Source organism: Halomicronema sp. CCY15110, assembly GCF_016888165.1.
GTDB lineage: Bacteria > Cyanobacteriota > Cyanobacteriia > Phormidesmidales > Phormidesmidaceae > Halomicronema.
Genome location: NZ_JACSWC010000203.1, coordinates 30911 through 57357, shown reverse-complemented (window position 1 = coordinate 57357; position 26447 = coordinate 30911). Strand labels below are relative to the sequence as shown.

The following is a 26447-nucleotide window of genomic DNA, read 5'->3' as shown; positions in this document are numbered from 1 at the left end:
CAGATTCCCAAGATTCTGTGACTGAGCCTATCTTCTATGAGGGCCGCAGGGCGACATCTCCATCATCGGAGCCCGTCGGAGCCTCATTGTGCAGATGCTGAACTGGCTTGGAATCCGTCAATGCGCCGTGGCACGGTAACAAGAGCGATCGCCCAAAAGCTAACAACTTCATTAAATTCCTGTTACACTGCTTAACATAAACTGTTTAATGTAAAGGTAAGAGACCTACCAGGCACCTGTATGCTCCTCCTCACTGTTATTGTCGTTATCGCCTTGGTCGCTTGGGCACTGCGTCTGATGGAACAAGCGGTGAAAAGTCAGGAGTTCTCCTTCATGCTGGCAGGTTTTTTGGTCGCTTCCTCGGCAGTGGCGATGATGTCAGTTTATTTTTTGATGAGCAATTACGTGCTGTACCTGGATCAGGTGTTTGATGGTGCGCCGCTACAGAGCGCTTCCATGATGTATGAAGGCGACAGCTTTGCTTACCGAGATCTGATGTCTCGCGAGGGCGAACCGGTTCAGGGCCAATATTAAGCAGATTGAAATTATTGCTGCAGCACTCCCTCACGTTGTCTCTTTTATCAATGCTTTAAGTTTTTTGAGTCCCGTCTCATATTCCCGGTCTATCCTAGCGTCCATGAAAAACCCACCATAGGTACTGATCGGTTGCTGAAGGGTGCTGACGCCGTCTCGCATATCTGCATCAGGTGACCAAATGATATGAGTTTTGCCGTCTTCTGGTTGCAGACTGAACATTGCGTCAGCCTGACAGCGATCGCCAAACTCCAAATGCGTTTTGCGCACGGAGTTTTCTGACACTTCGACGATGCTTTGCGATTCCGCCCCAACTCTCGGGCGATCGCGGTTCCGTGGATGCAGGGCACCCTGCGCACCGCCCATCGTCGGCATTCTTAGAAGGATGGAAAAGGGCGGGCTAACGTCAGCACCGTTTTGATCACGCCAATGCTGTCGGCAATTGCCCCGTACAATACGATGAGCGAATTTCCCAACCAGGAGGGTGCAAGCAGCTTGTGACCGGGACTGTTTTGGGAATGCCCGATCGCCCAGCAGGCCGCTGCAGCATCTTGCCGTCATCGGGCGATCGGGCAGCCGGTCTGGAGGAGCTTTGTCTCCCATGGGGTCGCGGTATCGTGATGAAGCAAGGTGTATCGCAGGCATAACGGCATGTTTTGGCAACAGTTTTGGGAACTAGTCGTTGGCGGGTTAAGCCTGGATCCCGATGTCTTCGTCAAGGTGGGGGACAGTCTGCAAGATCGCTGGGTGGCGGCCACGGTGGTATTGCTGGCGGGACTTTCGCAGGCGATCGGCCAAAGTATTGTGCTCTTTGCCAACCGCATCAAGCCCTTGCGATTCGTTTTAAGTCTGTGCATATCAGCTCTGGTCTACTTCGTCACTTTTACGGTCTGGGTGCTCTGTATTTGGCTGAGTGTGCATTTTCTTTGGCGTAGTGGCTTCACAGTTGAGAATGTCTTTCGCGGTTTGGCCGTGAGTTACGCCCCGCAACTGCTCGGTTTTCTCGTGGCTGCACCTTACTTCGGGATGCCGATCGCCGTACTGCTCTCAATTTGGACGTTGTTAGCCATATTCGTCGGGATTGCATCAACCACGACTTTAGCCTCCTGGCAGGCGATTCTGGCAGTTGGTTTCGGCTGGCTGCTGTTACAACTTGGGCAACGCACCATTGGTCAGCCGTTAGCACGGTTAGAGCAGTGGTTGACCAGTCTCTCAGCGGGGCACCAGGTCACGACCCGCCCTACTAATCTGGACACTTTACTGGAACAACGAGCGCCCCAGAGCCCTCCCCGTTACCAAGCCGATGTGATTGATGAAGTCGGCACTCAAGTTGCCCCCGGCCAGTCACCCACTAGCCGACGGCTTTACCGATATCTAGCGATCGCGTTTGTCAGTTTTCTCCTCGCGGGGGTCATCACCACTTCACAACGTGGCTTTCAACTCTGGTTTCAGGCGTTAGATGAGACGGTGCGGCTGTTTACGAATGTGACGATCTTGGGGTTGCTGGCGGTGGGTGTGGCGATTCTCTTGACCCCGTTGGAGTCCTTAAGTTGGTGGGCAGGATGGCAGGGCGATCGCCCGCTCAATCCCGGTGTGGCGGTGCGAGATCCTGACCAACCCGACGAGGAGGTGGCCCGCTATGTTACCTATTTAGACGGTATTAACCAGGGCACCTACGGCTACCTGCCAGAAGTCGAACGCTTTTTGGCTCAACTGGCGGCGGCGTTACCGCCAAACATCCTGCTGGTGAAGGGCATCATTCCCTACTCCGTCAGCAATACGCAGCTCACCGCTGATAATGCCTTTGCTTGGGTCTGGCGTTGGGTCGATGCGTTTAAAGCCACTGTGCCTGTCGTGCCTATTGGCTTTGTGGTGAATATCCGCAACATTTTTGCGGTGATGATGTCCGCCGATGCCCGCTATGGCCCGATTCAAAATCGCGGGCTGGCTCAGGTGCTGTATGACAGTCTGATTTTTCACGGGTATCAACCGGGCAGCGGCACCCCCATTAGCTTGATTGGCTTTAGCGGCGGGGGACAGATGTCGATGGGCTGCGTGCGGTATTTGCAGCAGGTTACCGATGCGCCGATCGAAGTCATTTCCATTGCGGGGGTGATTAGCGGCAACACTGGGGCCATGACCGTGGACAAGCTGTATCACCTGGCGGGCGATCGCGACCCGGTGGAAAGGCTGGGCGTCAAACTTTTTCCGGCGCGCTGGCCGATCGCTCTACTCTCCAACTGGAACAAGGCCAAGCGCCGGGGACGCATCGTTTTTATCTCGTTAGGAGAGCTTGGACACAGTGGCGGCAATGGCCCCATGAGCATCAATCGACAGTTGCCGGATGGGCGCACGCCGTTGCAACAAACCGTCGATATTGTGACGGGCATTTTGCTCAAAGATTGGGTGCGATCGGGCCTCAATAAAGCCGATTTTATGCGCCCCAGCAACTACGAACTCTACCAAGCTGCACCGTTTAATCAGGTGGAATATTACCCGCTGGGTAAGGTTCCCAATCTTGAACTCTATCGACCGCTGGGCGACTGGATGGGACGACTCATTCTGCCCACTGTCGAGGAACGGCAGACAGTGCGGCAGGTCAGGTTTGAAGTGTGGTGTGCACCGCTGCCCCACGCTCATTTAATCGGGCAAACGGTGACCTTGCGGTGGAGCGACGATGCCGCCACCCAAGCCTATGTGCAGTTGGTGACAATGGATGTCTATTTTGCTGAGCAGGTGGTGGTCAGTAGCCGCCAGGGCACGGTGCATCCCGATCGCCTCAATCACTGGTCTAAGGTCGATCCGCTGGAGTCGATCGCGGGCGCTCATCCCATTGACGACGTTGCGGTTATATTGCCTGACCCTGTTGAGGTGGTGGTGACTTCGGCGCAAGCAACGCAGCTGCGAATCAAAAGTGACCCGGTGCATGTGACGGGGCGGTTTTACGGGGTTGTCCAAATTTTGGCCGCCGTTGGGGACGATCGCTTTCGCGTGCGGCACTACAGCCGCGTCAGTCATGACTTTAACGGCCCAGAAGAAATTGTCTACATGCCGTCGGTGCTGCCCAGCCGTGATGACCGCTACCAATCCACGACCCGCGACATTGAGCAGTCGCCCCTGAATGAAACCGGCTGGTATATCTATGGCGCTCTCAATGACCAAGATGAATTTGTGGTGCAAGCGATCGCGCCCTGCCATCTCTTTGACCTGACGCCCGATATCGTCCTCACCGACCCCAAAGCCACCGTACGCTACATCAACCACGAATATTGGCAAGACACCCGTCAGCGCAAAGGGCAGGTGGTGAATTCCTTACTGCTGCCCCCGGCCCCGGCTACCGACTCGCCCCTGGCGATTGAGGACATTTGGCGAGAGGGCGATCGCGCTTTACTGATGGAGGTCTACGGCGGCATTGGCGGCCACAAAAAAGAGTTTGCCCCCGGTGGTGTGTACTTTGGTCATTTTTCCTTTGGTGTGGCCCCCGTCATCCGTGAGCCGCTGACCGATCTTCTCCGGTTTGACATTGAATATCGCCAGATTTTTACCCACAGTTCCGAAGGTGTCGTGGCGGGGAGTAATCATTGGACGCGGTTTATGGGCGATCGCCAATTTGGTCGCGTCGGCTTGCGCCCCGTGGCTGATGTCATCATCAAGTTCCCGCCCTTCACCGAAGACTATGACTTTGATGGGGTCAAGTTTTCGCCGATGAACCGCCTCATTCATGAACTGGATGTGATGTCCGCTCGATATCGCATTGGCGACGGCACCGGCACCACCATGGTGAGTCCAATCAATTCCTGCGTGCAAGACTCGACTCAGGCGCTCATCACCGCGTTAAATCGCCTGGTGGCGGAGTTTCAGCTCAATCCCCTGATGCTGAAATGGCTGCGCGAACATCCTGACCACGAACAAACCTACCGCATCCGGCTGCTGTTTGATTTACTCAAGTCCCTCGAATCCGCATTGCAACCGCTGGGGTTTGCCCGCGCTGACTGGCGCACCGGAGAACTGACCCTGGGGCGTTTTGCGGGGGAGACGCCGGGGAAAACGGTGATGAAGGCGTTGGCGAGTTGGCGATCGCTGTTGCCCCGCTTGGCCAACGACATTATTACGATGGTTTTTTTGCAGCTGGGGGCAACCGTTTGGATCACCCAGGCTTATCAAGTCGGGGGTCATGATCCTGACATTGAACCCATTGCCCCCACCGACTTCAGCGTCACCGTCCCTAAAATCAAGCGGGTGAACAAAATCCGTCTCTAAGCATCCGTCACCCACTCTCATTGCGCTATGACAACTGAACTCATTCTCTACCTACTGGATATGTTTGGCGTCGCGGTGTTTGCCGTCAGTGGCGCGCTGGCCGCTGGCCGCAAGCAACTCGATTTACTCGGGGTGTTGGTGATTGCCCTGGTGACGGCTTTGGGAGGCGGCACCCTGCGTGATCTGCTGCTCGATCGCGCCCCCGTCTTTTGGATTCAGCAGCCCGATTATTTATTGGTGGCCTTGGCTGCGGGCTTACTCACGGTGTTATACACCCACTTCCTCAAACCGCCGCAGCGGGCGTTGCTGGTGGCCGATGCGGGCGGGTTAGCGCTGGTGAGCATTAGCGGCGCGCAAATCGCTGAAGCCGCCCAACTGCATGCGCTGGTGGTGATCCTGATGGGCACCTGTACGGGCGTGGTGGGCGGCGTGATTCGTGATGTGCTGCTGGTCGAAATTCCGATCATTTTGCGCCGCAGCAATATTTATGCGACGGCGGCTATCCTGGGCATTGCCCTCTACCTCGGGCTCAAAACCGTCGGCTTGGCAGCGGCCCCAGCCACCCTAGTGGGCATGGGCACCATCATGGGTTTGCGGCTGGCGGCGATCATCTGGGGATTGGCGCTGCCGGTATATCGTTTAACCGATCAGCCATAACCATGTCTAACGCCGCCTACGATTGGCTCCATCAGTCACTCAACACCATTCACAAAGCGCACTGGCATCGGTCGGTGCGATCGCTCGCCGGCAAAGCTGCCCCAGTGATGACTTGTGAGGGCCAACCCGTCATCAATTTTGCCAGCAATGACTATCTCGGACTGGCGGGTGATCTCAGACTGGCGGCGGCGGCGATCGCGGCCATTCAGACCTACGGCACGGGCAGCACGGGCTCGCGGTTGCTCAGTGGTCATCGCGACCTGCATCGCCAGCTAGAGCGGGCGATCGCGAATTGGAAAGGGACGGAAGATGCGATCGTCTTTAGCTCGGGCTACCTCGCTAACATCGGCACGATCAGCGCCCTCGTCGGCAGTCGCGACCTGATTGTGGCCGACCAATACAACCACTCCAGCCTGATCAGCGGGGCCAATCTCAGCGGGGCCACGGTGCAAACTTACCAGCACTGTGATGTGGCTGATTTGCAGCAGCAGTTAGAGCAGCAGCGATCGCACCATCGGCGCAGCCTCATCGTCACCGATAGCGTGTTCAGCATGGATGGCGACCTGTGTCCCTTGTCAGAAATCCTTGATTTGGCTGACCGCTACACCTGTATGGTGATGGTGGATGAAGCCCATGGCACGGGGATTTTAGGGGCGACGGGGTCAGGGGCGGTGGAACTGTTGGGCTGCCGCGATCGCCCCCTGATCCAGATGGGCACGTTGAGCAAAGCCCTGGGCAGCCTCGGCGGCTATGTCACCGGCTCGGCAACTCTGATTGACTACCTGCGCAACCGCGCCCCCAGTTGGATTTACACTACCGGACTCACCCCTGCCGACACCGCTGCCGCCCTTGCCGCCATCGACATTGTGCAGACGGAGCCGCAACGGCGCGATCGCCTGTGGCAAAACGTGCAGCACCTCCAGCGATCTCTCCAGTCCCTCATCGCCGAATCCACCACCACCGCCCTCACCTCACTGCTCCCCTCCGACTCCCCAATTCTCTGTATCGAAGTGCCCGATGCGGCGACGGTCATGGCTCTAGGGCAGCGCTTGACCACCGCCGGATTCCTCGTCTCAGCGGTGCGCCCCCCCACGGTGCCCACCAGTCGCCTGCGCCTAACCGTCATGGCTACCCATGAGCCGTCGCACATTCAACAACTGGTGGGGGCACTCAGCGAAATCGCGATCGTTGAGCTTCCGGCCTAATAATCCCGGCAAAATTCTCAGCAGACTGAGTTTGAGCAGCGGACAATATTGGTCATCAAGCTTTCAAAGCAGCCCACGGACTCCTTTGAAACTAACTCGCCTCAGAGTGATGGTTTGCAACGCCTGAGTTATCGCTCCCCCCATTTGGGCAACCATTCTTCTGAAGAAGCATTTTCTCTTCATATCTAAATAAAGACCCTTAGGATGTTACAAGCTTTCTCTCGGCTGGGACACCTGTGGTCAACTCTGTATTAGCAAGTGGATTTGAATCTCCGACTTTAAACCAGTCGCTTTCAGCGCCGATCGACGGAGATTTCACCGGATTAGTCAACACCCTGATCGTGCTGCTGCTGGTGGCCACTGGGGTGGCCCTCGTCACCCGGCGGCTACGCATCCCATATGTAGTAGGCTTGGTGCTGGCCGGGTTAGCCATTACCAAACAAGCCTTACCCGAATCTGTTGGCCTCAACCCCAATGTGATTTTGAATCTGTTTCTGCCGATTCTGATCTTTGAGGCGGCGATCAACACAGACATTAGTCGTTTGCGTAGCACACTCAAGCCCATTGCCCTCTTGGCAGGACCGGGGGTGATCCTGTCAGCGGTAATCACATCAGTTTTGTTACAGACCTGGCTCAATTTAGCCTGGATTACGGCAGCCGCAGTGGGAGTCATTCTCACGATTACGGACACGGTTTCGGTAATTGTGGCTTTCAGAAGCGTCCAGGTGCCCGCAAGGCTCACCACCATTGTGGAAGGGGAAAGCCTATTTAACGATGGCATTGCGCTGGTGTTGCTGAGCTTGATCACCACGATTCATCTGCAAGGGTCTTTCAGTTTGAGTGAAGGCATTCAGCAAATGGCGATCGCTTGTGTGGGCGGGGGCTTGTTAGGGGTCGGGCTGGGATATCTGTGCATCGGTCTGTTTCGTCAGTTGGATGATGCGCTGAGCAACATTCTGCTGACCGTAGCAGTGTCGTTGGGTACCTTTCAAATTGGACAGGCGTTGGGCGTATCCAGCGCGATCGCAGTGGTGGTGGCGGGTCTAGTGATCGGCAACTTGGGGTTTCGCCGCACCTCGGCTTCGACCCGCGTGACCCTCTTGAACTTCTGGGAATATGCTGGATTTGGGGTGAACACCTTCATCTTCTTGCTAGTGGGGATTGAAGTCGAACCGCTGATTCTCATCCAAACCATTCCGGCGGCCCTATTAGCCGTGTTGGCGTATCAGATTGGGCGCATTCTAGCGATTTATCCCTTGCTGTTTTTGCTACGATTTTTCGATCGCCCCCTGCCGTTACGCTGGCAGCATGTCCTGATTGCTGGCAATGTGAAAGGATCATTATCGATGGCGCTAGCCCTTAGTCTGCCATTTACCCTACCGGGTCGCCCGGAGGTCATCACCCTGGTCTTTAGTACGGTACTGGTCTCATTAATCGGACAGGGTCTGAGCCTCCCGTGGCTGGTCAAGCGACTGCGCTTATCAGTGCCCTCGGCCATGCGGGAGCGACTGGAAACCTTACAGCTCAATATGATTGCGGCGAAAGCGGCCCAAGCAGAACTCAAACATCTACTGGAGTTTGGCAGTTTACCAAAGGCGTTGTATGAAGAACTGTTTGCGACCTACCAGTCCCGGATTGCGGCGTCCGAACGAGAACTGCGTGACCTGTACAACCAGCGCATTACCGATGGCATCAGTAACCAGGAAAAGCACAACCATCTCGATGGTACCTGGCGACGCCTTTACCTGGCAGAAAAAGGGGCGATCAATGACGCCGTCCGTCAAGGATTGTTGGCTGATGCGGCAGCCCAAACCTATCTGCAAACGTTGGATGAGAAACTTTTGTCTCTAAAAGATTAGGGAGAACACAAGCCCATAAAATCTAGCATTTGCCGGACGAGTTCAGGCTTGGTCACGGCCAGAATCGTCGAGCCACTCTCTAGGAGGGTGCGGCCATTGGGAATGACCAGATCTTCGTGGGGGTGAGCTTGGTAGCCGATGATCAACGTACCCGCCGGAAAGCGAGGGTCCTGGGCCACCTCGGCCACGCTGCGGTTCACAATGGTGCAGCCTTGCGGAATCGAGAGTTTCAGGACTTCTACCTGGCCTTGCTCAAAGTGCATCATGGCATCGATTTGAGGATATTCGATCGCGTTCACGACGCGGTTAATGGCGAGTTCCGTGGTGCTAATAATGTGGGTGGCCCCCGCTAGCTGGTAAGGTTCCGCAAAGTCGCGATCGCGCATCCGGACAACAATTTGCGGCACCTGGTAATGCTTGGAAAGGGTGACCAACGCCAGATTGAGGGCATCTTCCCGCAGGGTACCGACGACGATATTGGCCTTACGAATCCCCGCTTCCAACAACGTCGTCGTATTGACAGCGCTTCCTTCGAACGCCATCACACCCACTTTTTCGCGGGCATGCTGACAGGCCAATGAATCGGTATCGACCACCGCCACAGTGTGCTCTATTTGCGACAACGTCTTCGCCAGTTCCAAACCCATCATGCCAGCCCCACCAATGAGAACGTACATTGTGCCTTACTTCCTCTCAATAAAGCTGACTTGTTAGTCAGCCCCTATTCGCCAGAGCGTTCTTGAATGACCCGACCGGGACTGACAAACGAAATTCCCTGCTGTGAAATCGTGCTGATCATAACCGCTTCCACGACAGGGTTACTCACCGCATCAGCGGCGCGCCAAACCACAATAAAATTTGCCCCCACTCCCCCTGTCTGATCATCCTTGGGTACGACCACTTCAAACGAGGCGAGGGGCGCTAACTCTAGGGGCTGTTCCAAATAGGTTCTAATTTTTTCGCCCGCAGAATCGTAGTAATCTACTGTCTCGATCACAATGGGGTGAGCTAAATCGGTATTGCGCAAACTGAGGGTAGCCGTAATCTGGAAGGTTTGCTCTTGATTAAAGTCGTAAACCTCAGAATAGATGGGCACGTAAATGACCTGCCCCTGGCGCAAGGGCGGGAGCGCTGCGGGTGCGATCGCGTTCAAGCCAGGTCGGTTGCCCAGGGACTGTTGAGAGAGACTGTCGGTAGCCGTGGTGAGATTTTGGGCAGCGCACCCTGTGAGCAACCCGAACAAAATACTCGCGAAAGCAACGCAACCGGGTAGTTGGGGCATCAGTTTAATTTCCTCAAACCGGTCGGATAATCGACCATACGTAAGCTGTCGCAGTATAAATCGTTTATATATTGGACAAAAAGGAGCTTTAGGAGAAGGCCGTTCAGGTTTGGCTCGCTGCCCCGCTGTCTTGCCCCTCATTACCCTTCCAGCTCCCACCTGATATTTGCCCCTGACTAAATAACCACCTCAGGAATCTCCTCAAATGCCATCAGCTCAGCCGCTGGGTCACTGTCTGATTTGGCCCGCTGGCAGCGAATGGTGAACGGGCAGCGATCGCATTTCTCCAATTCACCCGCAATCTGCGGAAACGGGATCCCGTGGGCCAGTAAATCCGTGAGTTGCTGCGTCAATCGTTCCAGGTCTTGTCGAGTGTGTTCATGTTGTGCCGCCGAATAGGGAATGCGCACCTGCTGCGGGTTGAGTTCCCCCGACTCAGCATCGACCGTGCGCACAAACCAGTAAGTCATGGAAATGGCGTCGGGTGGATAGTCAGTCGTCTCCGCTAAGACGTACAGATACAGACGAGTTTGCCAATCTTTTGTGAGATGGTCGGGGCGTTTGGGCTTGAGGTAGGTTTTCCAATCGACAATTTCGGCCCGATCGCGCCATAGCCGCAACAGGTCATACACCCCTGTCAGTCTATAGGGCGAAAAGGAGAGCGATCGCTCGTGTTCGCTCTGGCGAAAAATCTCTCCCGTGGGGGCAAAGAGATCGGGCGCTTGGGTCTGCAACTGGGTCAGGCAAGTTTGGAGTTCTGGATCGGCTTGGAGCACTGGGTCAATAGGCAGACCCATTTCGCGCTGCTGCATCAGCAGGTGAAAGCGATCGCCCCACTGCTGCGCCGCCAGCAATTCCGGTGACGACGGCACTGACAGCGATTCCAAAATGGTGTGCTGATACCGTCGGGAACAATATTCCAGCAGACTCAGTTGACCTTGAGACAATCGCAGCACAGCGTCTAAGCCTCTCCCCCCACCACCACATTGCGAATCCGCAAGCTCGGGCCACCACAGCCAACGGGTAGCCCACTTTGTCCGCCCTTGCCGCAGCCCCCCGACTCATCCCAATAAAAGTCGTCGCCAATGCCCTCAATATCCGCCAGGGTACGAAACACGTTGCCCGACAGCGTCACATCCCGCACCGGCTCCGCCAGTTCGCCATTGCGAATCATCCAGGCTTCCCCAGCGGTAAAGGTGAACATTTCGCCATTGGTCATGCCGCCGAGCCAGTTTTTGGCGTAGACCCCCGTCTCAATGCCAGAAAAGAGATCGGCAACGGGGGTATGGCCCCGGCCAATCCAGGTGTTCGTCATGCGCACCAGGGGCGGATAGTGATAGCTCAGGCAGCGGGCGTTGCCGGTGGGTTGCTCATCTAGCTTGCCAGCGGTCTCGCGTGAGTGCAGCCGCCCCACCAGCACCCCATCTTCAATCAGTTGCGTCGTCGTGGCGGGGCAGCCCTCATCGTCATAGTCATAGCTGCCCCGGTGGCCTTCCAAGGCAGCTCCGTCAAAAATTTGTAACTCGGGCGGGCCGAAGCGGCGGCCCAGGGTCATGACTTCCAACAAGTCAGGATTTTCGTAGGCCATGTCCGCTTCGGACAGATGGCCAAACGCTTCGTGGACGAACAAGCCCGACAGCACCGGGTCGATCACCACGTCGTAGCTATTGCCCTTCACCGGCGGCAACTCTAACGCGGCGACGGCCCGTTCCGCTGCGCTGCGTACTTGCGCATCCAGATTTTTCAAATCTTCAAAGGCTTGGCGAGACCCATTCGTTTCTCGCCCGGTTTGCACGGTATCGCCATTGCGGGCCGTGGCTGCCAGCCGCAATTCCATATCGGACCAGCTCTGCTCGATTTGGGTGCCTTCCGAAGTCACCAGCAACAATCGTTGGGTGACATCGTTATAGCGCACGGAGGTGGTGGCAATGCGGGCGTCGACGCTCTGCAAAATCTCGTCGTAGTGAGTGCAGAGGGCTTTTTTCTGGGTAAGGGAGATGGCGCGGGGACTGGTGCCGCTCATGGCCAGGGGCGATCGCACTTGCACGGGATCAATGGCCGCGAGCAGGGTTTCGTCATCGCCGACCAAATGCGCCGCATGGATGGCCCCCTCAAGGCGCTCAATTAAATCTTCCAGCTGGTTAAAGCTGGCAAAGCCCCAGCCGCCTTTGTGGCAGGCCCGCACCTGCCCGCCTAGTGAAATGCCTTCACTCAGGGTTTCCACCTTGCCGCCCCGCAGCAAAATATCGGTGCCTTCCGATGCTTCCAAGCGAATGGTGAGAAAATCGACGCGATCGCGATAGCGGGCCATCAAGTCAATAATCTGATCGGTGTAGTGGTTAAACGACCGCGACATGCAAGCAGCCTCCAAGGGTTGGCCTGATTGGAACTTTAACTATTGTGCCGCGCTTTTTCCCAATCGACGGCCCCGTTCAGGATGTAGTCTAGAATCACAACGACAGTTAAATGGCTGTCGCGATCCCATTGTGAATTGAGCATCCCGGCTGAGCTTGCCGCCATGACCCCAGAGCTAGAGTATTCCTTACCCCCGGCCATTCGCCGCATCTCCACTGCGTTTCGTCGCTTTGGCTGGATTAGCTTTTGGGCGCAAATTGTGCTGGGCGTGATTGCCAGTCTGGCATTATTGTTCGCGATCGCGAGCTTGTCTGCCCGTAACGGCGGCAACAACCCAGGAGCAGGGGCGGGACTGTTTTTTACCTCAGCGGGACAAATTGCCGTCTTTCTCAGTGCTTTTTGGGCCTTTCGCTACACCCGTTTAGGACGCCAACTGCGCAGCCGCGACGAGACCAAACGGCCCAAACCCAAAGATGTCATTCGCACGTTGAAGATTGGCCTATTTATTAGCTTAGGGGGCATGCTAGCCACCCTGCTAGGGGCCGAAGCCACGGTGGGGGCGCTGCTGGCCAAGGCCCTTTCGCAACCCCAGGGCGCAGCGGTGTTTGGCGCTCCGGGCGGCATCAGTCAGTACGTGCAGCCCCTCGATATTTTTATCATCCAGGCGAATACCAACATTTTGCTGGCGCATTTCGTCGGGTTGGTCTTTACGCTGTGGATTATGAATTCTGTGGATAATACCTGAAGCTGATCGAGGTGAAACGGTTCCGGCTGGTGTGTTTGATTTAGGAGGGCACTGGTCAAAGAAACTGCTTTACTTAAGCTATCGGTATTGTTGGATACAAATACAAGAGTCATCGGTGAAGAGCATCGTGGTGAAACAAGTTTTTTTAAACACCCCGAAGTTTGAAGGTTAGATAAATATTTTCGCCACACGGATTCATTGCTTATGACTCCTTAGTTAGTATCGACAGCAAGTGGAGAATATCTCGAGAATATGTGACAACACATCCAATCGGGTATTTGATCGAACCCCATGCTTTCGTCTCACAGATTTCTAGAAGTCAGTTAATTGTAAATGGGCTGCCACTGCACTAAAGATGCGCAATTTTAAAGGTATCTGCCTGAGGACATTTGAGTGCACCTTCTTGTAAAGCACTGTCTTACTAAGTCGACTAACATGCCGTAGAAAACTTCAGAAACATCAAAAATAAAGTATTCAAATCAATCATTCACTGAAACATGGAGCCAAACAGCCGAAACTCGAGAAAATCAGAGGATGCTATTCTTAAAACATAATTCTGCCAACCCCCAATACTCTAGGCAATCAAAATGATTTTTATCAAATGCACCTTGAGCTTCCCATAAATGGAGAAATCATCAAATGAATGATTTAAAGATTTCAATCCAAAAGAAAATACGTCAAGCACTCATTCATAAAAGACCTAAAATAGTGCCTGGCGATCAAACCTCTAAATATACCTATACTGGCACTAACGCTCATGCCGTAATGCTGGACAATGTCACTTATTATCCCAAGTACAATACAGTTTTCGATAGTCAAGGAAGATTGATTCTAGAATCAGTTAAAGGTCACTTTAAACCAGAAAAATATAGTTTAAGGAAATTGCACCTATCTTCAAAAGATGAGATAGACGGCATCTGCAGTGTCTTTAGATCAATGTTCAGGCATTCAAACTACTACCATACGGTCATTGATCATCTACCAAGACTATACCTCATAAAAAATACAAGAGTACTTTTCAAAGCCTAGGAAAGATTAAGTTGTTAGTGCCTGGCGGTCTGACTGAAACAGAAAAGTTCTTCACTGAAAAAATTTTGCCGGAAGATGTTGAAGCTGTGCCTGTTGATGCAGATCGAATTTATCATTTGAAGCATATTTTATTGCCAGATTATATAATAAATAGATATCCTGATGGTCTACCCATTGATTACCTTGATTTTTTTCGTAGCAGTGTGTTGCCAGATCGGCCAAGAAGAAAGGAGAAGCTAGTTTACATTTCCCGAAAGCTCTCGGGGAGGAATAGTAAACGGTGTGTACTGAATGAAGATGATCTGTTATTGAAGCTGGAATCTTATGGATTTCAAAGATACCACCTTGAAGACATGTCTGTTCAAGAACAGATCAATCTGTTTTACGATGCATCTTTTGTCGTTTCGCCACACGGTGCAGGTTTGACAAATATTATTTTCTCGGATGGTTTAAATGTCCTGGAGTTATTTCCATTGAAATGTTCTCGCCCTCATTATGAATACTTGTCGAAAACCTTGAATCACAACTACATACCTTGGTTTCCTGAGTCAGGGGTTGATCGGGATTCGAATTTTTGCGTCGATGTAGAGCATATTTCGAGGTTGGTTGAAAGTATTTTGATGAAAAGCTCTAGAAAGTAGAAAGCTCTAGGAGAGTGCTTTAAAAGTTTTACAGTTTTTCCCAATCGAGTGAGGCGTAAATTCAGGCCTGAAATTTAGGCTTGACAATGACTTCACGGTCTGGACTGTACTTCGCTGGAGTGGGAGACGTTGTAGGCAGCCGAACTTTACTGCTAAGTGTAAAACAGTAGAGGGAATCGCTGAGCGAATGGCTTACTATGCAATAGTGAGCACGACCTGGCTGGGGCGATCGCACCATGGATATTCAACCGTTTTACGATTTTTTTGACTGTTGCGTGGGGGAGTGGGTCACCGAGCGCACCTATCACTACCTAACGCAGCAAGAGGTGGAGCGATCGCGCACCGAGTTTGCCGTCGCCCCCATCACCCGCGACCTCAAAGAGAAAGTTTTGGCGGATAACCAGTACGGCGAGGTCAAGGAGATCGACACCATGCCAGGCTTTCGCCTCGGCTTTCACACCGTCTCCGAAACGGGGGAAGAGGTGAGTCAAGAACTGCGGATGCTGTTTGTCCCCAGGCTCACTGGCGACGGCTTTTTGGAGGGGGATTATTTGCGCGATCGCGCCTATGAAGAGGCGAAGCCGATCATTTCCCATTTCCGGTTTGGGCTGCACCATCGCGAATTGCTCATGACAACCCGCTACACCCAGGTCGTCTCTGTCGATTCCATCATCCTGGTGAATCCCACCCTGCGCATTCGCCGCATTCTCAACTATCAGCGCCCTCCCGTCGATCACGCGCCCCTGGAAACGGTGCGCTTGGCGGGGTTCGGAGTGGAGCAAAAGCAGACTTAGGCGCATCGCTGCATCCCTTGCGATCGATCGGTGGCAATTGAATCGCCGCATGCAACCGAGAGCCGCCGACTGTTGGCGTTCGTCTTTCTCCCAAGCTGGCTACTACGTACACACATCTCGATGGCTCCCTCAAAATGCTGCATTAGCCCCCCTTCATCCCCCCAATTCTGGGGGGAGACCAGAATTCAAAGTCCCCCAAACTTGGGGGATTTAGGGGGCTGAATCGCTGGCAAGTTATGACGGATAACTTTTGTGTACGTAGTAGCCCAAGCTGGGGAGAGGCCCGCCATCAGACCTCAGCTTTGTGGTTATTGAGGGAGGCGTTTATTGACGGGGACGCATCTTCTTTTTGGGTTGGGGCGGCCAAGACGGTGACGCGGGCAAATTTGAGACCCGTAACGCCTTGCAGGGGTTCCACGACTCCCTGTTCGATGTCGGTGCCAACCCAGCCTTCACGCTGCAAGTAGCGCAGGTATTCTTGATATTCTTCCCATTCCTCATTGGTGGAATAGACGAGGGTGAGGCAACCGGGTTGGGTAATGCGATCGTGGGTGGTGGCGTCAAGGGCTTTGTCGATGCGCTTTTTCACAATTTCATAGCGGGTGTCGCGGGTGCCGCGCACGTCGAACAGCCGTTCGGTGCTTTCGTCATGGGTAATATCCACCGTGCTGTCTTGCACTAACACGAGGTGGGTAATGTCCATCTCGGTGGCATGTTCCGCCTTGAGCCGAAAGCCCGTGCGGGCACAGTCGCACACAGCCCGGAGTTGCTCATAGCGCAAACTGCGGAGGTGAAACGGCGAAAATCGCTGATCGATGGCGCGGCCCGCATAAATCATGTGGTCAATGCCGTCGGTGGATTCGATGTCGCAGTAGTGGGGCGAGACCTGCTGCATGGTCCGCTGCCACCGTTGCCAAGTCGACCGGAGGGAGAGGTTGATGTGCTGCACGGTCTGGTCGTACAGCGATCGCGCATCGTACACACAGTCATGTTCGTCGTCTTTGGCTGCTTCGTAGGCCGCGATCGCCGCCTGCACCTGCTTTCCGCAGGTATTGAAAAAGTCGAAGTGTGCTTCTAAGTTGTCTTGCAAATAGCGTAAGAGGGTGATTTCCGCATCGACGGTAATCCCGCGCTGGAGCTGCTCAATGGTGACTTGCAGATCGTGCCGAAACTGCTCGGCAAACGCCGTCTGGGTGGCTTCACAAACGGCCTGAGCGATCGTCAAAGCCAGCCGAAACTGCGTCAGTAAATCTTGCTGAATCGCCCGATTCCGTTCGTTGGAAGAACCGCGAATATCGGAAATGCCATAGAGCGGATAGACGTCGCGAAAGGTGATAGGCGCGGGCGGCAACCCCAGACTCCGGCGTTCGGCTTCTTCTTCAAATCGCCAGCGCACCGATTCATGGATGTGAATAAATCGCTCATTGACGCTTTGGCGCATGGCAATGGTCAGGGCCGGAGCCAGAGTCTGGCCGTTATGTTCGTCGATCGCATCAAAGGCATCGGGTTGGTCGCTCATCACCCCCACGACCCCCAGCAACTTGGGCGAATCTTGCAGACGGGCTGATTTCACCACTAGCGGCAAGATCAACAAGGACTTCGCGCCGCGCTGCCGCAGCATCGGCTCACACGCCGACAAACAAGGCGCGCTCAAATCCTTGAGATTCAGCACAGTCCCCTCAGCGGCGGCTGTGGACAACGCTGATTCTTGTAAGCAATCGGCGGGCAGCGGATGGGTCGTCCATTCAGGTTCATGCAAATCTAGATACAGGACAGCGGTGTTATCTTCAGCGGTGAGGATGAAGCTGTCGGTGGCGCGAAACAAGCGCTTCAGCAGCAGATTGGCCTGCAAAAATCGTCGAGGTTGCAAAATGGATTCGCGATCCAGCAGCAGGTGGATCAGCCGCTGAGTCACTTCGCGATCGCTCACATCCATGCCCTCAATCAACACAATGCCGCTGGCTGTGTAGGTTTGGGGATTGAGCAATTGCAACACCGCCTGGAGGGACGAATGCGGATCTTGCAGCTGCTGTAAGACCTCACTGGCACTCGGGGGTTGTGGCCAGCAGCGATCCAATGCGGCTCGGACGGCGGGCTCTAGGGTGCATAACTGGAGCTGGTCGCTACTCACAGTGAATTCCACAAACCGCGCGAGATCGCCAGCGAGCGGACTCACCGAAACGATCAACGTCTCGTGCAGCCAGCGAGAAGGCAACAGGTCGCGCCGCCCGTAGCGCTCCGTCAAAATGGCGTTCAAAATATGGCGGCGAATGCGCTCCCGTACCCACAGCTGATCATCCGCCGACAGCCGCTTCAGCACTGCATCTCCCAGTGATGGGGGGATATCCACCATGCCAACCAGTTGCCGAAAGCGATCGCTCGTCCACTCAATGTGGTGGGTCGCCATATCGATCGCCGCCACCAACAGTCGACTGTGGTGCTCCAGCACCGACCACCAGCTCGGCACTGTGACTTGACCAAATTGCTGCGCCTGCTCTACTTGACCCTCTGTCATCACGGTGTCCCCCGGCTGATCATCACTGGTCGATCCCAAGACAGCGTGCCCGTCATCAATCCGCGACAAGTCTCGGAATAATTTGAATCGGCGGTTCAGCTGAAGACTCTGATGCACCTTGCCTACTAGCCAATTGGCCTAAAACACGCCTACCCCTTCAATCGGTTAAGGCAATTTTCCAGAAACCCGTCGGCACCGAAGCCATAGTCCAAGGCGACTACCCTTTACAATAGAGGTTCTGAAAAATAATCCCGCCAGGCAAGATACTTTTACGAACTATTTTGCCTACTTTAACGTTCGTTTCCGCTAACCTGCAGCAAATTTACTTATGTTTGAAGCCCTTTCTGAACGATTTGACTCGGCCTGGAAAAAGCTCCGAGGTCAGGACAAAATCAGCGAAGCCAATATTCAGGAAGCTTTGCGGGATGTCCGCCGCGCGCTGCTAGAGGCGGACGTCAATCTGCAAGTGGTGAAAGCGTTTGTGGCGGAAGTGCAGGCCCAGGCCCAGGGTGCCGAAGTCGTTGCCGGCGTCAATCCGGGGCAACAGTTCATCAAGATCGTCAATGATGAGCTGACCAAGCTCATGGGGGAAACCAACGCCCCGTTGGCGAAAGCCGCCACCGCCCCCACCGTGATTTTGATGGCGGGCTTGCAGGGTACGGGTAAAACCACCGCCACCGCCAAACTGGCCCTGCACCTACGGAAAGAGTCGCGATCGGCCATGATGGTCGCGACCGATGTGTACCGTCCCGCCGCCGTCGATCAGCTGATCACCCTGGGCAAACAGATCGACATTCCCGTTTTTGATATGGGCACGGATGCCAACCCCGTCGAAATTGCCCGCCAGGGGGTCGCCAAGGCGCGGGAAGAGGGCGTGGATACCGTCATTGTGGATACGGCGGGGCGCTTGCAAATTGACCCCAAAATGATGGCAGAACTGGCCCAGATCAAGGATGCCGTACAGCCCGATGAGGTCTTGCTGGTCGTCGATGCGATGACCGGCCAAGAAGCCGCCAACCTCACCCGCAGCTTCCACGAAGAAATTGGCATCACCGGGGCCATCCTTACCAAAATGGACGGCGACTCGCGCGGCGGCGCGGCGCTGTCGGTACGGCAAATTTCTGGGCAGCCCATCAAATTCATCGGCGTGGGGGAAAAAGTCGAAGCCCTGCAACCCTTCTATCCCGATCGCATGGCCTCCCGCATTCTGGGCATGGGCGACGTGCTCACCCTGGTGGAAAAAGCCCAGGAAGCGGTAGATATTGCCGATGCTGAAAAACTCCAGGAAAAAATTCTCGAAGCGAAGTTCGACTTCGATGACTTCCTCAAGCAGACCCGCCTGATGAAGAACATGGGCTCCCTGGGCGGCATCATGAAGATGATTCCGGGGATGGCGGGCAAGATTTCTGACGATCAGCTGCAACAGGGCGAAACCCAACTGCGCCGCGTCGAAGCCATGATCAAATCCATGACCAAGGAAGAGCGCAAAAATCCGGAATTGCTCTCCAGCTCGCCCAGTCGGCGGCGACGCATCGCCCAGGGCGCGGGCTACCAAGACAAGGACGTGAGCAAGCTGGTCAGCGACTTCCAAAAAATGCGCACCATGATGCAGCAAATGGGCTCCGGCCAGATGGGCATGCCCGGTATGGGCGGCGGTGGCTTCCCCGGCATGGGTGGCGGGTTTCCTGGCATGGGCGGCGGCTTCCCCGGTATGGGGGGCGGCGCACAACCTGGTTTTCGCGGCTACCCTGGCATGGGCGGCGGCAAAAAGAAGAAAAAGAACAAGAAAAAGAAGGGCTTCGGCGAACTGTAAGGAGCGCTTGAAAAGCGATCGCATCGGCCAGGGCCGCGATCCTCGCAGCTGGTGCGACTGGCCAGTCGGCGGGGATCACACTCGTTCGATCTTCCCCATCCCTACGGTTCAGGCGGTACCCTAGCAGTAGCAATCCGCGTGGGCTCCTTCATGCTGCAATTTCTTCCCTCCGGCTTTGAGCAAAAGGTCACGGCCACGTCCTTGGGCATCATGGCTTACTACACCCAAGCTGCTGATGGCTGGTGGTCAACTGTGGCTACTTCCCCTGAGTCCGCCACCCTCGTTTGTCTGCATAGTTTAGGGGGCGGCTCTTCGGCCTACGAATGGTCAAAGGTTTACGGTGCCCTGGCGGCAGATTATCGCATCATTGCGCCGGATCTGGTGGGGTGGGGACAATCGGCGCATCCTGAGCGTGAATACTGCACCGAGGATTACTGCGACATTATTGCGCATTTAATCGAACACGTTGCGGGAGCGCCGGCGATCGTTGCCGCGACTTCGTTGACTGCGGGGGTCGTCGTGCGCTTGGCGATTCAGCGGCCAGAGCTATTTCAGGCTTTGTTTTTCGTCTCGCCCTCGGGTAATGACGATTTTGGGGTGGGCTACGGCTACAGCCTGCCCGCGATTTTGGCGGGTACCCCCATTCTCGATCGCCTCATTTACCAATTCGGGGCCGCGAACGAAACCGCAGTGACTCAGTTTCTCACCAACTTTCTGTTTGCCCACCCCGATCGCATCACCGCTGAAATTGTGCAGGCGTACACCACCTGCACCCAGCAACCCAATGCCGAATATGCAGCATTAGCCTCTCTGAAAGGGAATGTCTGCTTTGACCTGACCCGCTATATTGGCCAACTCACCGTCCCCACCACCATCGTCGTGGGGGAAAAGTCTCAATTTAATCGTCCCGACAAAACCAAGCGGCTGGCCGCCATGAATCGTCGAGCGATCCAGGCCGTGCATGTGGTGCCCGATGTCGGCGTTTTGCCCCATGTTGAGGCACCGTCTGTCGTGGTGGGACTGCTGCGGGCATTTATGCGCGATACGTTGGGTGCCAAGCCGGAGGCCACTCCGATGGCTGCCGGCTCATGAAGCCGCTTACCTCATATCGAATCACCCTTAGCTCCGATGGAGCGGCGGGAAAATAACATCCCGGTAACGGCAGTGGTTGGGTAGCTGGGTAGCTGGGTAGCTGGGTCAGTTCTGTATTTGGAGTCAGTACTTTAATTGCACGCGCGTCTCCACCGCTTCGTTCCCCTAAGGGAATTGCGCTTAAATGACATCCCCAACATTACGACGCTTTCTGTAGGGGTTAGGCATTGCCAACCCCCTACGATCGGGGACGTTATTTTTAAGCAACTTCCTAAGGCCCAGGGCTGAATACAAACTATCGGGAGCGGGGCGGGGTGGCAAACGGGTATGCACTTAAGGAGATCTCTGAAAAAGAAATTATCCGAAAAATGCGTAGTGTAGGTTGCGGTTGACGCCAGGAAACCCAACAACAGCAGGGATTTAAGACGTTGGGTCTTGTTCCTCGACATCAACCTACGAGGGAATATTCATTTCTAAAGAACACCTAAATTACCGATCAAAAACGGGAGCGCCAGTGACGCTCCCGTCGGGATTAAAACCAGTTGAGTCTAACTGCTGTGACTAGCTAGCTGTGGGGTATCCCAAGCATTCACGGGCTTGAGTCAGCGCTTCGGCATCGCCTTCAACCATCAGTTGAAAACGGCGAGGCACCTCTGAATTGCCTTTTTGCTTTTGGGCGGGCAATTGGGCGTTGCGAATCCGATTCCCGGTAAAGATACCGAAGATCGCCCCGGCCAGTGTGAAGGCCACAATGGAGAGTTGATTGAACGGGGTGTTGACTAGATCGCCGTACGCCAGGGTGGAATAGATGGCGACAAAGACGACGCCAACGATTCCGCCAGAGAATGCACCAATCAGCAAACCAGCCTCAGGGCCGACTGTTGTGCCCATGGCCGCGACCTCTTCATAAGTATTGATGTCGCCTTGGATGCGGATATCGCTCAAGGATAGATTCGCTTGCTCTTGCAATAGTTTTTGGGCGGCCTCAGCAGCTGGACGGTTATCAAAAACCGCGAGCTCTTGAGTTTGAGTCGGGGGCCGTTGTTGCGTTGTTTGGGCTGTCATAAAGATCTGTTCTCGTTACTGCGTCTCTGTTTAGCTGAGCAACTCAACGGTCGCTATGGCTAAACGTGTAGTTTTACTTTGACGAAAAAGTAGTCCCAGTTAACTCCGTTAGTCGAGAGAGTTGCGATCGCTGAAAGGTATAGATTGCCGCTACTCATCCAGGCATTCCCGAAATCGGCCCAGGATTTCGGGATATCCTCGTCGGTGGTTGCGCCGCATCCGGCAGGATGGCAGGCTCAAGGAAATCGCGATCGTTGAGGAGACAGCAGGATGGGGCGGCAATGGTCAATGCGGCTCAGCCGATGCATGGTGGGATTGCTGCTGGGGATACTCTTGGCGGTGGGGCTGCCTGACCGGGGGGCAGCTCAGAACAATGGCGCGATCGCGGAACCTGCTCCCGCTTCGACTGCGACTACTCAAGCCGTCTTTTTTGCGGATGTGCTGGTGCGGGGGCAGCCGGTGCTACAGGTGGGTAGCGTCGGGGAGCTGAGTGCGACTGAACGCGCCCAACAAATTAGCCGCCGCATTGCGGGCTTGGTGCAACAACCGCAGCCCCTGGATGCAGTGCAGGTACGCTACGACAACCCGCGTAACTTGGCGACGCTGCAACTCAACAATCGAGTGATCATGACGGTGACCCCTCAGGATGCGCTCGACTTTGACACTACGGTGGAAGTGCTGGCTCAGGAATGGTCCCAAAAGCTAAACGCCGCCTTGGAGCAACCGAATCTCGTAGTGGAAGTGGTGGGGCGACTAGAAGGAACCCTGGTCCAGTTGCGACGCAGCATTCTCAACAATCTCTCGTCCATGATTGGGGCGCTCTTGGTGTTGCTATTCACTTGGCTGGCGGCGATGGGGGTGTCACGGGGCAGCTACCTCTGGGCCGAAAAAACGGAGGGCGATCGCGCGACGGAAATCCTGATTAGTCGCCTCAGTTATGGGGGCGTCTGGTTGCTCGGTAGCGTCATTGCCTTGGGTGTATTAGGGCTGAATTTTGCTGCTTTGCTCGGCACCTTGGGGCTGACCAGTGTGGCGATCGGGTTTGGCCTCAAGGATATTGTGAGCAACTACCTTTCGGGCTTGATTTTGCTGGCAACTCGACCCTTTCGCATTGGTGACGAAGTCGTGATCAATCAATATGAGGGGCGGGTGGTGCAGGTGCAACTGCGCGTCACCACGGTGCAGACTTACGACGGACGGCAGGTGTACATTCCTAATCAAGAGGTGTTTCAGAGCAGCATTACCAACAACACGGCCTCACCCGTCCGGCGCAGTAGCATGCTGGTGGGCATTGACTATGAGGCCGACCTGAAACAAGCGAAAGGGGAAATTCTGGACGCGATCGCCTCGATTGATGGCATTGAAGCTGAGCCCGCCCCCTTGGTACTCGTACAAGAGCTGGCTGCCAGTACCGTGAATCTCGAAATTCTCTTTTGGGTCAACTCGCGGCGGAAGTCATTTTTGCAGGTGACCTCGGAGGTGCGCCAAGCCGTCAAAGAGCGTTTAGAAACGGCGGGGATCGAAATGCCAACCGACATTTACACGCTGAACTTTCGCAATCAACCGCCATTCGGATCGTTCCACCCTGGCTCCGGAACCGATGTGCAGCAGCCTTGAGTTGGCTCACATTTACCGGAGAGAGAGCCCTGGGGCGATCGCCATGGCCGCTTTGCTGATCCCAATTTTGCCCAGCAGTCCAGCCGCACAGCTAGAGACTCATCTCTATAGAATGAGGGAGAAAATTTACCGGAATCCCTTGCAGTTTGTCGCTTTTGAGTGATGTCGCACCGGGTCTTCACCACTTATGCTGGTAACAGATGTAAGAAAAGGAGGGCGATATCCCAAATATGGATACTCAAACTCAAACCAATAATCAACCTATTCGCCAACCGCTGACGCCGGAACAGGTGTCTCCCGAACAGGCCAAAGCAAACGCCGCCGCCATGCAGGAAGGGAATCCGACCTTGAATCCTGGTGACATCGTGAACCGTGAATTGACCTTAGAAGAAAAGGCGAAAAAAGTTGCGGTGAATGTGGCGGACATCACCGGACATCCGGTCGTTGTGCCGACCTATTTCGTCGTGAATGATCCGGAGGAAGGTCAAAAAGCGCTACACCACGTTCATGATGCAGAAGAAATCTCTGATGTCATTCGCCAAGCGCGCACGGATGAAAATGGCGATCGCACCTGGTGGTAAACCGGGCGTCAAAACTGAATATCATTTTGAGTCCCAGGAAATTCCTGGGACTTTTTTTGGAGCCAAAACACAGCGCTGCTTCATCATTGAGCCGTGCTAGCAAACTTAGCCACTGCACATTGGCGGGGCACTCGCGATCGCCCATTTGCCAATAACATTGCGAGAAATTTCATCGCTTCTGTAGTCTATGTAGTATTTGTAGTATATATTGGATCAATTCATATCGAACTCATGGTTTTGTTATGGCGAAGTTCGCAGACGTCATTAAATACTACAAAAACTACAAAGCGATCGCGGTCTTCAGCATCCTTGCCAGCGGTCTGTTTGAGCTGCTGGATTTGGTGGTGCCCTACGCGATCGGTCAACTGCTGAATGTCCTGTCTGACCAGCCCGTAGACAAACTGGCTCAAGGATTGGCAAGCAGACTGGCGGGATTTACCGGATTGGCGGTCACCCAGTCCCTCATTCTGGGCCTGCTGCTGGGGATGATTTTTCTCGTCACCGTTGTCCGGGCACCGATTGAACCGTGGCTGGGCGTTTGGTTCCACTGGGATGTGGCCCTCCGAGCCCGTCGCGATCACGCGGGCGAAGTGGTGAAGAAGCTGCTCAGCCTGCCCCTCGGTTTTTACGACGAGCACAACCCCGGACGCATTGCCGGACGGGTCGCTCGCGGCTTGTCGAACCACACGTGGACTTATCCCGAAATTGCGGGACAGCTCTTCCCGAAGCTGATTCGGGTGGCGGGCATCTTTTGTATCATCGCCGTCATTGACTGGCGCATTGCGGGACTCTTTGCCCTGTCCTTCATCGCGATTTTGGCCTTCAGTCTCCGCGACCTGATTCGCCTGACGAAGAAGGAGCAAACCCTCGACAAGTACATGGAAACGACCGAGAGCCGCACTTCCGAAATCATCACCAACATCAAAACCGTCAAAGCCTTTGCCACGGAGCATGACGAACTGGCGCGGCAGCGGCAGCGGTTGCAGCGAGAGCTGACGGTAGTGGAGCAGATTATTCACCGAGGCTACGTGGTGCTGCTGACCTGGCAGGAACTGTTCATTCAGACCTGTGTGTTTGGCATCCTCGTGCTCACGCTGGTGGCGACCCTGCGGGGCACCATCTCCCTGGGGCACTTCGTCACCACGCTGACGGTGTCCAGCATGGCCTACTCCGAGTTGGAACCCATCAGCAACCTGGCGGAAATGTTTGCCCGGCGCTATGCCTCGATGCTGCGCTTTCACGAATTTTTGCAGCAGCCCACGGGCATCGAAGCGGCGAGCGTGGCAGGATCCCCGGAAGCGGTCACCCACTACCAGTTCACGGGGAAGGTGCATTTCGAGCATCTGAGCTTTGGTTATGACAGCGATCGCCCCGTTCTCCAAGACATCGATTTGCTGATTCAGCCGAAGCAGACTGTCGCGCTGGTAGGTCGTTCCGGTTCCGGCAAGTCCACCCTGGTGAAGCTGCTGTTCCGCTATTTTGAGCCGCAGCAGGGCCGCATCCTGATCGATGGGGAAGACATTCGCAAGCTGGATATTACGGGCTATCGCAAACAATTGGCGATCGTGCACCAGGAAGTAGACGTCTTCAACGGCACGCTGATGGATAACCTGACCTACGGGAATCCCCGCGTCACGCGGGAGGAAGTGGATGAAGCCTGCGCGATCGCTCGCGTGGACGAGTTCATTCACCAGATGCCCGGCGGCTATTCGACGGTGGTGGGCGAACGGGGCGTGCGCCTCTCGGGGGGACAGCGTCAGCGGCTCGGCATCGCCCGCGCCCTGCTGATGAACCCCGATGTGCTGATCTTTGACGAAGCGACCTCCAGCCTCGACTACGAATCGGAGCGGGCCATCCAACTGGCGATGCGCAGCATCCTTGGCACCCGCACGACGTTGATCATCGCTCACCGCTTGAGCACGGTACGGGATGCGGATGCGATCGTGGTGCTCGATCAGGGTCGCATTCTGGAGATGGGCAGCCACGAAGACCTGCTCAACCACGGCGGTCTCTACCACCGCCTTCACATGCTCCAAGAAACCGGAGACTTGTTGGGGTAGATAACGGACGCTAGATGCTTTTAATTTAAGGAGATGGTTGCTCTGAGCGGCCATCCCTTTTTTAGGCGCAAACAGCCGGAACCGCAAAAGCCTAGATGAGAGGCATCACAACCCTCTGAAAATGATCTGGGTTGATGCCCAACTTTTACCCGCGATCGCGGCTTGGATAACCGATGACTTTGAGGTGACAGCAATCGCATTGCGCGATCTTGGCCTACGAGATACCGAATATCCTGAGATTTTCGCAACGGCAAAAGCTCAAAAGGCGATTGTGATAACTAAAGGCAAGGATTTCGTCGATCTGGTTGATCGACTCTAAGCCCCCTATGACAGATGGGGCAAT

The 26447-nt window shown here is 54.9% G+C and carries 22 protein-coding genes and 1 pseudogene; 15 read left to right on the top strand and 8 right to left on the bottom strand.

The features are described 5' to 3' along the window. Positions 1 to 34: 34 nt before the first annotated feature. On the bottom strand, positions 35 to 172 hold the full coding sequence (locus tag JUK32_RS06695) for a hypothetical protein (protein ID WP_204138074.1): 138 nt from the start codon (positions 170 to 172) through the stop codon (positions 35 to 37). A gap of 68 nt (positions 173 to 240) precedes the next feature. On the opposite strand from JUK32_RS06695, the gene JUK32_RS06690 reads away from it, so the two are divergent. Then, on the top strand, positions 241 to 534 hold the full coding sequence (locus JUK32_RS06690) for a hypothetical protein (protein WP_204138087.1): 294 nt from the start codon (positions 241 to 243) through the stop codon (positions 532 to 534). Between the two features lie 30 nt (positions 535 to 564). Here JUK32_RS06690 and JUK32_RS06685 read toward each other — a convergent pair whose 3' ends face one another. Continuing rightward, entirely contained in the window at positions 565 to 900 is a 336-nt protein-coding gene (locus JUK32_RS06685) for a hypothetical protein (RefSeq protein WP_204138073.1), read from the bottom strand. Between the two features lie 285 nt (positions 901 to 1185). Here JUK32_RS06685 and JUK32_RS06680 point away from each other — a divergent pair, with 285 nt between their 5' ends. The 4 genes from JUK32_RS06680 to JUK32_RS06665 all read left to right on the top strand — a co-directional run bounded on the left by JUK32_RS06680 (position 1186) and on the right by JUK32_RS06665 (position 8515). Beyond that, positions 1186 to 4794 (top strand): CAAX protease, encoded by a 3609-nt coding sequence (locus JUK32_RS06680; protein ID WP_204138072.1) that lies wholly within the window; start codon positions 1186 to 1188, stop codon positions 4792 to 4794. Positions 4795 to 4821: 27 nt separating this feature from the next. Next, complete coding sequence (locus JUK32_RS06675) at positions 4822 to 5451, top strand: trimeric intracellular cation channel family protein (RefSeq protein WP_204138071.1); 630 nt, start codon at positions 4822 to 4824, stop codon at positions 5449 to 5451. 2 nt (positions 5452 to 5453) lie between these two features. Then, positions 5454 to 6656 carry an 8-amino-7-oxononanoate synthase gene (gene bioF / locus JUK32_RS06670; RefSeq protein ID WP_204138070.1) on the top strand — a complete coding sequence of 401 codons (1203 nt, stop codon included), beginning with the start codon at positions 5454 to 5456 and terminating at the stop codon, positions 6654 to 6656. 236 nt (positions 6657 to 6892) lie between these two features. Continuing rightward, on the top strand, positions 6893 to 8515 hold the full coding sequence (locus JUK32_RS06665; protein ID WP_204138069.1) for a sodium:proton antiporter: 1623 nt from the start codon (positions 6893 to 6895) through the stop codon (positions 8513 to 8515). Here the strand turns inward: JUK32_RS06665 and JUK32_RS06660 are convergent. From JUK32_RS06660 to JUK32_RS06645, 4 genes are all read right to left on the bottom strand, one after another. Continuing rightward, on the bottom strand, positions 8512 to 9192 hold the full coding sequence (locus JUK32_RS06660; protein WP_204138068.1) for a TrkA family potassium uptake protein: 681 nt from the start codon (positions 9190 to 9192) through the stop codon (positions 8512 to 8514). The two genes, JUK32_RS06665 and JUK32_RS06660, sit on opposite strands and share 4 nt — an antisense overlap. 44 nt (positions 9193 to 9236) lie before the next feature. Then, a complete protein-coding gene (locus JUK32_RS06655) occupies positions 9237 to 9797 on the bottom strand; it encodes a DUF3124 domain-containing protein (protein WP_204138067.1) in 561 nt (186 codons plus the stop codon). 176 nt (positions 9798 to 9973) lie between these two features. Then, a complete protein-coding gene (locus JUK32_RS06650) occupies positions 9974 to 10753 on the bottom strand; it encodes a PD-(D/E)XK nuclease family protein (RefSeq protein ID WP_204138066.1) in 780 nt (259 codons plus the stop codon). A 5-nt stretch (positions 10754 to 10758) separates the two neighbouring features. Continuing rightward, positions 10759 to 12153 (bottom strand): TldD/PmbA family protein, encoded by a 1395-nt coding sequence (locus tag JUK32_RS06645; protein WP_204138065.1) that lies wholly within the window; start codon positions 12151 to 12153, stop codon positions 10759 to 10761. A 162-nt stretch (positions 12154 to 12315) separates the two neighbouring features. On the opposite strand from JUK32_RS06645, the gene JUK32_RS06640 reads away from it, so the two are divergent. From JUK32_RS06640 to JUK32_RS06625, 4 genes are all read left to right on the top strand, one after another. Beyond that, positions 12316 to 12897, top strand: coding sequence for a DUF3611 family protein (locus JUK32_RS06640; RefSeq protein WP_204138064.1), 582 nt, complete (start codon positions 12316 to 12318; stop codon positions 12895 to 12897). Positions 12898 to 13536: 639 nt separating this feature from the next. Next, positions 13537 to 13926, top strand: a complete 390-nt coding sequence (locus JUK32_RS06635) for a hypothetical protein (RefSeq protein ID WP_204138063.1) — start codon at positions 13537 to 13539, stop codon at positions 13924 to 13926. 17 nt (positions 13927 to 13943) lie between these two features. Beyond that, positions 13944 to 14567 carry a glycosyltransferase family 61 protein gene (locus tag JUK32_RS06630; protein ID WP_309224501.1) on the top strand — a complete coding sequence of 208 codons (624 nt, stop codon included), beginning with the start codon at positions 13944 to 13946 and terminating at the stop codon, positions 14565 to 14567. A 236-nt stretch (positions 14568 to 14803) separates the two neighbouring features. Further along, positions 14804 to 15361 (top strand): phycobiliprotein lyase, encoded by a 558-nt coding sequence (locus JUK32_RS06625; protein ID WP_204138061.1) that lies wholly within the window; start codon positions 14804 to 14806, stop codon positions 15359 to 15361. 289 nt (positions 15362 to 15650) lie between these two features. On the opposite strand, the gene JUK32_RS06620 is transcribed toward JUK32_RS06625, so the two are convergent. Then, a complete protein-coding gene (locus JUK32_RS06620; RefSeq protein WP_204138060.1) occupies positions 15651 to 17876 on the bottom strand; it encodes a GAF domain-containing protein in 2226 nt (741 codons plus the stop codon). A gap of 328 nt (positions 17877 to 18204) precedes the next feature. Here JUK32_RS06620 and ffh point away from each other — a divergent pair, with 328 nt between their 5' ends. Both ffh and JUK32_RS06610 read left to right on the top strand, forming a co-directional pair. Further along, the gene (gene ffh, locus JUK32_RS06615) at positions 18205 to 19689 is read left to right on the top strand and encodes a signal recognition particle protein (protein WP_204138059.1); all 1485 of its coding nucleotides are present in this window, start codon (positions 18205 to 18207) and stop codon (positions 19687 to 19689) included. A gap of 150 nt (positions 19690 to 19839) precedes the next feature. Further along, positions 19840 to 20781, top strand: coding sequence for an alpha/beta fold hydrolase (locus JUK32_RS06610; protein ID WP_204138058.1), 942 nt, complete (start codon positions 19840 to 19842; stop codon positions 20779 to 20781). Positions 20782 to 21342: 561 nt separating this feature from the next. Here JUK32_RS06610 and JUK32_RS06605 read toward each other — a convergent pair. Continuing rightward, on the bottom strand, positions 21343 to 21846 hold the full coding sequence (locus JUK32_RS06605; RefSeq protein WP_204138057.1) for a hypothetical protein: 504 nt from the start codon (positions 21844 to 21846) through the stop codon (positions 21343 to 21345). 270 nt (positions 21847 to 22116) lie between these two features. On the opposite strand from JUK32_RS06605, the gene JUK32_RS06600 reads away from it, so the two are divergent. From JUK32_RS06600 to JUK32_RS06585, 4 genes and pseudogenes are all read left to right on the top strand, one after another. Continuing rightward, positions 22117 to 23463: a mechanosensitive ion channel family protein gene (locus JUK32_RS06600; RefSeq protein WP_239112385.1), complete on the top strand. Its 1347-nt coding sequence runs from the start codon at positions 22117 to 22119 to the stop codon at positions 23461 to 23463. Between the two features lie 230 nt (positions 23464 to 23693). After that, entirely contained in the window at positions 23694 to 24044 is a 351-nt protein-coding gene (locus tag JUK32_RS06595) for a hypothetical protein (RefSeq protein WP_204138056.1), read from the top strand. 242 nt (positions 24045 to 24286) lie between these two features. Continuing rightward, positions 24287 to 26104 carry an ABC transporter ATP-binding protein gene (locus tag JUK32_RS06590; RefSeq protein WP_204138055.1) on the top strand — a complete coding sequence of 606 codons (1818 nt, stop codon included), beginning with the start codon at positions 24287 to 24289 and terminating at the stop codon, positions 26102 to 26104. A 121-nt stretch (positions 26105 to 26225) separates the two neighbouring features. Continuing rightward, positions 26226 to 26420, top strand: a pseudogene (locus JUK32_RS06585) (DUF5615 family PIN-like protein); the annotation flags it as partial. Positions 26421 to 26447: the final 27 nt, after the last annotated feature.

Excerpts from the sequence above, each read along its gene's own strand:
- JUK32_RS06690 (WP_204138087.1), top strand. The coding sequence starts at position 241 with ATGCTCCTCCTCACTGTTATTGTCGTTATCGCCTTGGTCGCTTGGGCA.
- bioF (WP_204138070.1), top strand. The coding sequence starts at position 5,454 with ATGTCTAACGCCGCCTACGATTGGCTCCATCAGTCACTCAACACCATT.
- ffh (WP_204138059.1), top strand. The coding sequence starts at position 18,205 with ATGTTTGAAGCCCTTTCTGAACGATTTGACTCGGCCTGGAAAAAGCTC.
- JUK32_RS06685 (WP_204138073.1), bottom strand. The coding sequence starts at position 900 with ATGGGCGGTGCGCAGGGTGCCCTGCATCCACGGAACCGCGATCGCCCG.
- JUK32_RS06640 (WP_204138064.1), top strand. The coding sequence starts at position 12,316 with ATGACCCCAGAGCTAGAGTATTCCTTACCCCCGGCCATTCGCCGCATC.
- JUK32_RS06625 (WP_204138061.1), top strand. The coding sequence starts at position 14,804 with ATGGATATTCAACCGTTTTACGATTTTTTTGACTGTTGCGTGGGGGAG.
- JUK32_RS06635 (WP_204138063.1), top strand. The coding sequence starts at position 13,537 with ATGAATGATTTAAAGATTTCAATCCAAAAGAAAATACGTCAAGCACTC.
- JUK32_RS06660 (WP_204138068.1), bottom strand. The coding sequence starts at position 9,192 with ATGTACGTTCTCATTGGTGGGGCTGGCATGATGGGTTTGGAACTGGCG.
- JUK32_RS06675 (WP_204138071.1), top strand. The coding sequence starts at position 4,822 with ATGACAACTGAACTCATTCTCTACCTACTGGATATGTTTGGCGTCGCG.
- JUK32_RS06590 (WP_204138055.1), top strand. The coding sequence starts at position 24,287 with ATGGCGAAGTTCGCAGACGTCATTAAATACTACAAAAACTACAAAGCG.
- JUK32_RS06610 (WP_204138058.1), top strand. The coding sequence starts at position 19,840 with ATGCTGCAATTTCTTCCCTCCGGCTTTGAGCAAAAGGTCACGGCCACG.
- JUK32_RS06595 (WP_204138056.1), top strand. The coding sequence starts at position 23,694 with ATGGATACTCAAACTCAAACCAATAATCAACCTATTCGCCAACCGCTG.
- JUK32_RS06600 (WP_239112385.1), top strand. The coding sequence starts at position 22,117 with ATGGGGCGGCAATGGTCAATGCGGCTCAGCCGATGCATGGTGGGATTG.
- JUK32_RS06695 (WP_204138074.1), bottom strand. The coding sequence starts at position 172 with ATGAAGTTGTTAGCTTTTGGGCGATCGCTCTTGTTACCGTGCCACGGC.
- JUK32_RS06655 (WP_204138067.1), bottom strand. The coding sequence starts at position 9,797 with ATGCCCCAACTACCCGGTTGCGTTGCTTTCGCGAGTATTTTGTTCGGG.
- JUK32_RS06605 (WP_204138057.1), bottom strand. The coding sequence starts at position 21,846 with ATGACAGCCCAAACAACGCAACAACGGCCCCCGACTCAAACTCAAGAG.
- JUK32_RS06645 (WP_204138065.1), bottom strand. The coding sequence starts at position 12,153 with ATGTCGCGGTCGTTTAACCACTACACCGATCAGATTATTGACTTGATG.
- JUK32_RS06620 (WP_204138060.1), bottom strand. The coding sequence starts at position 17,876 with ATGACAGAGGGTCAAGTAGAGCAGGCGCAGCAATTTGGTCAAGTCACA.
- JUK32_RS06680 (WP_204138072.1), top strand. The coding sequence starts at position 1,186 with ATGTTTTGGCAACAGTTTTGGGAACTAGTCGTTGGCGGGTTAAGCCTG.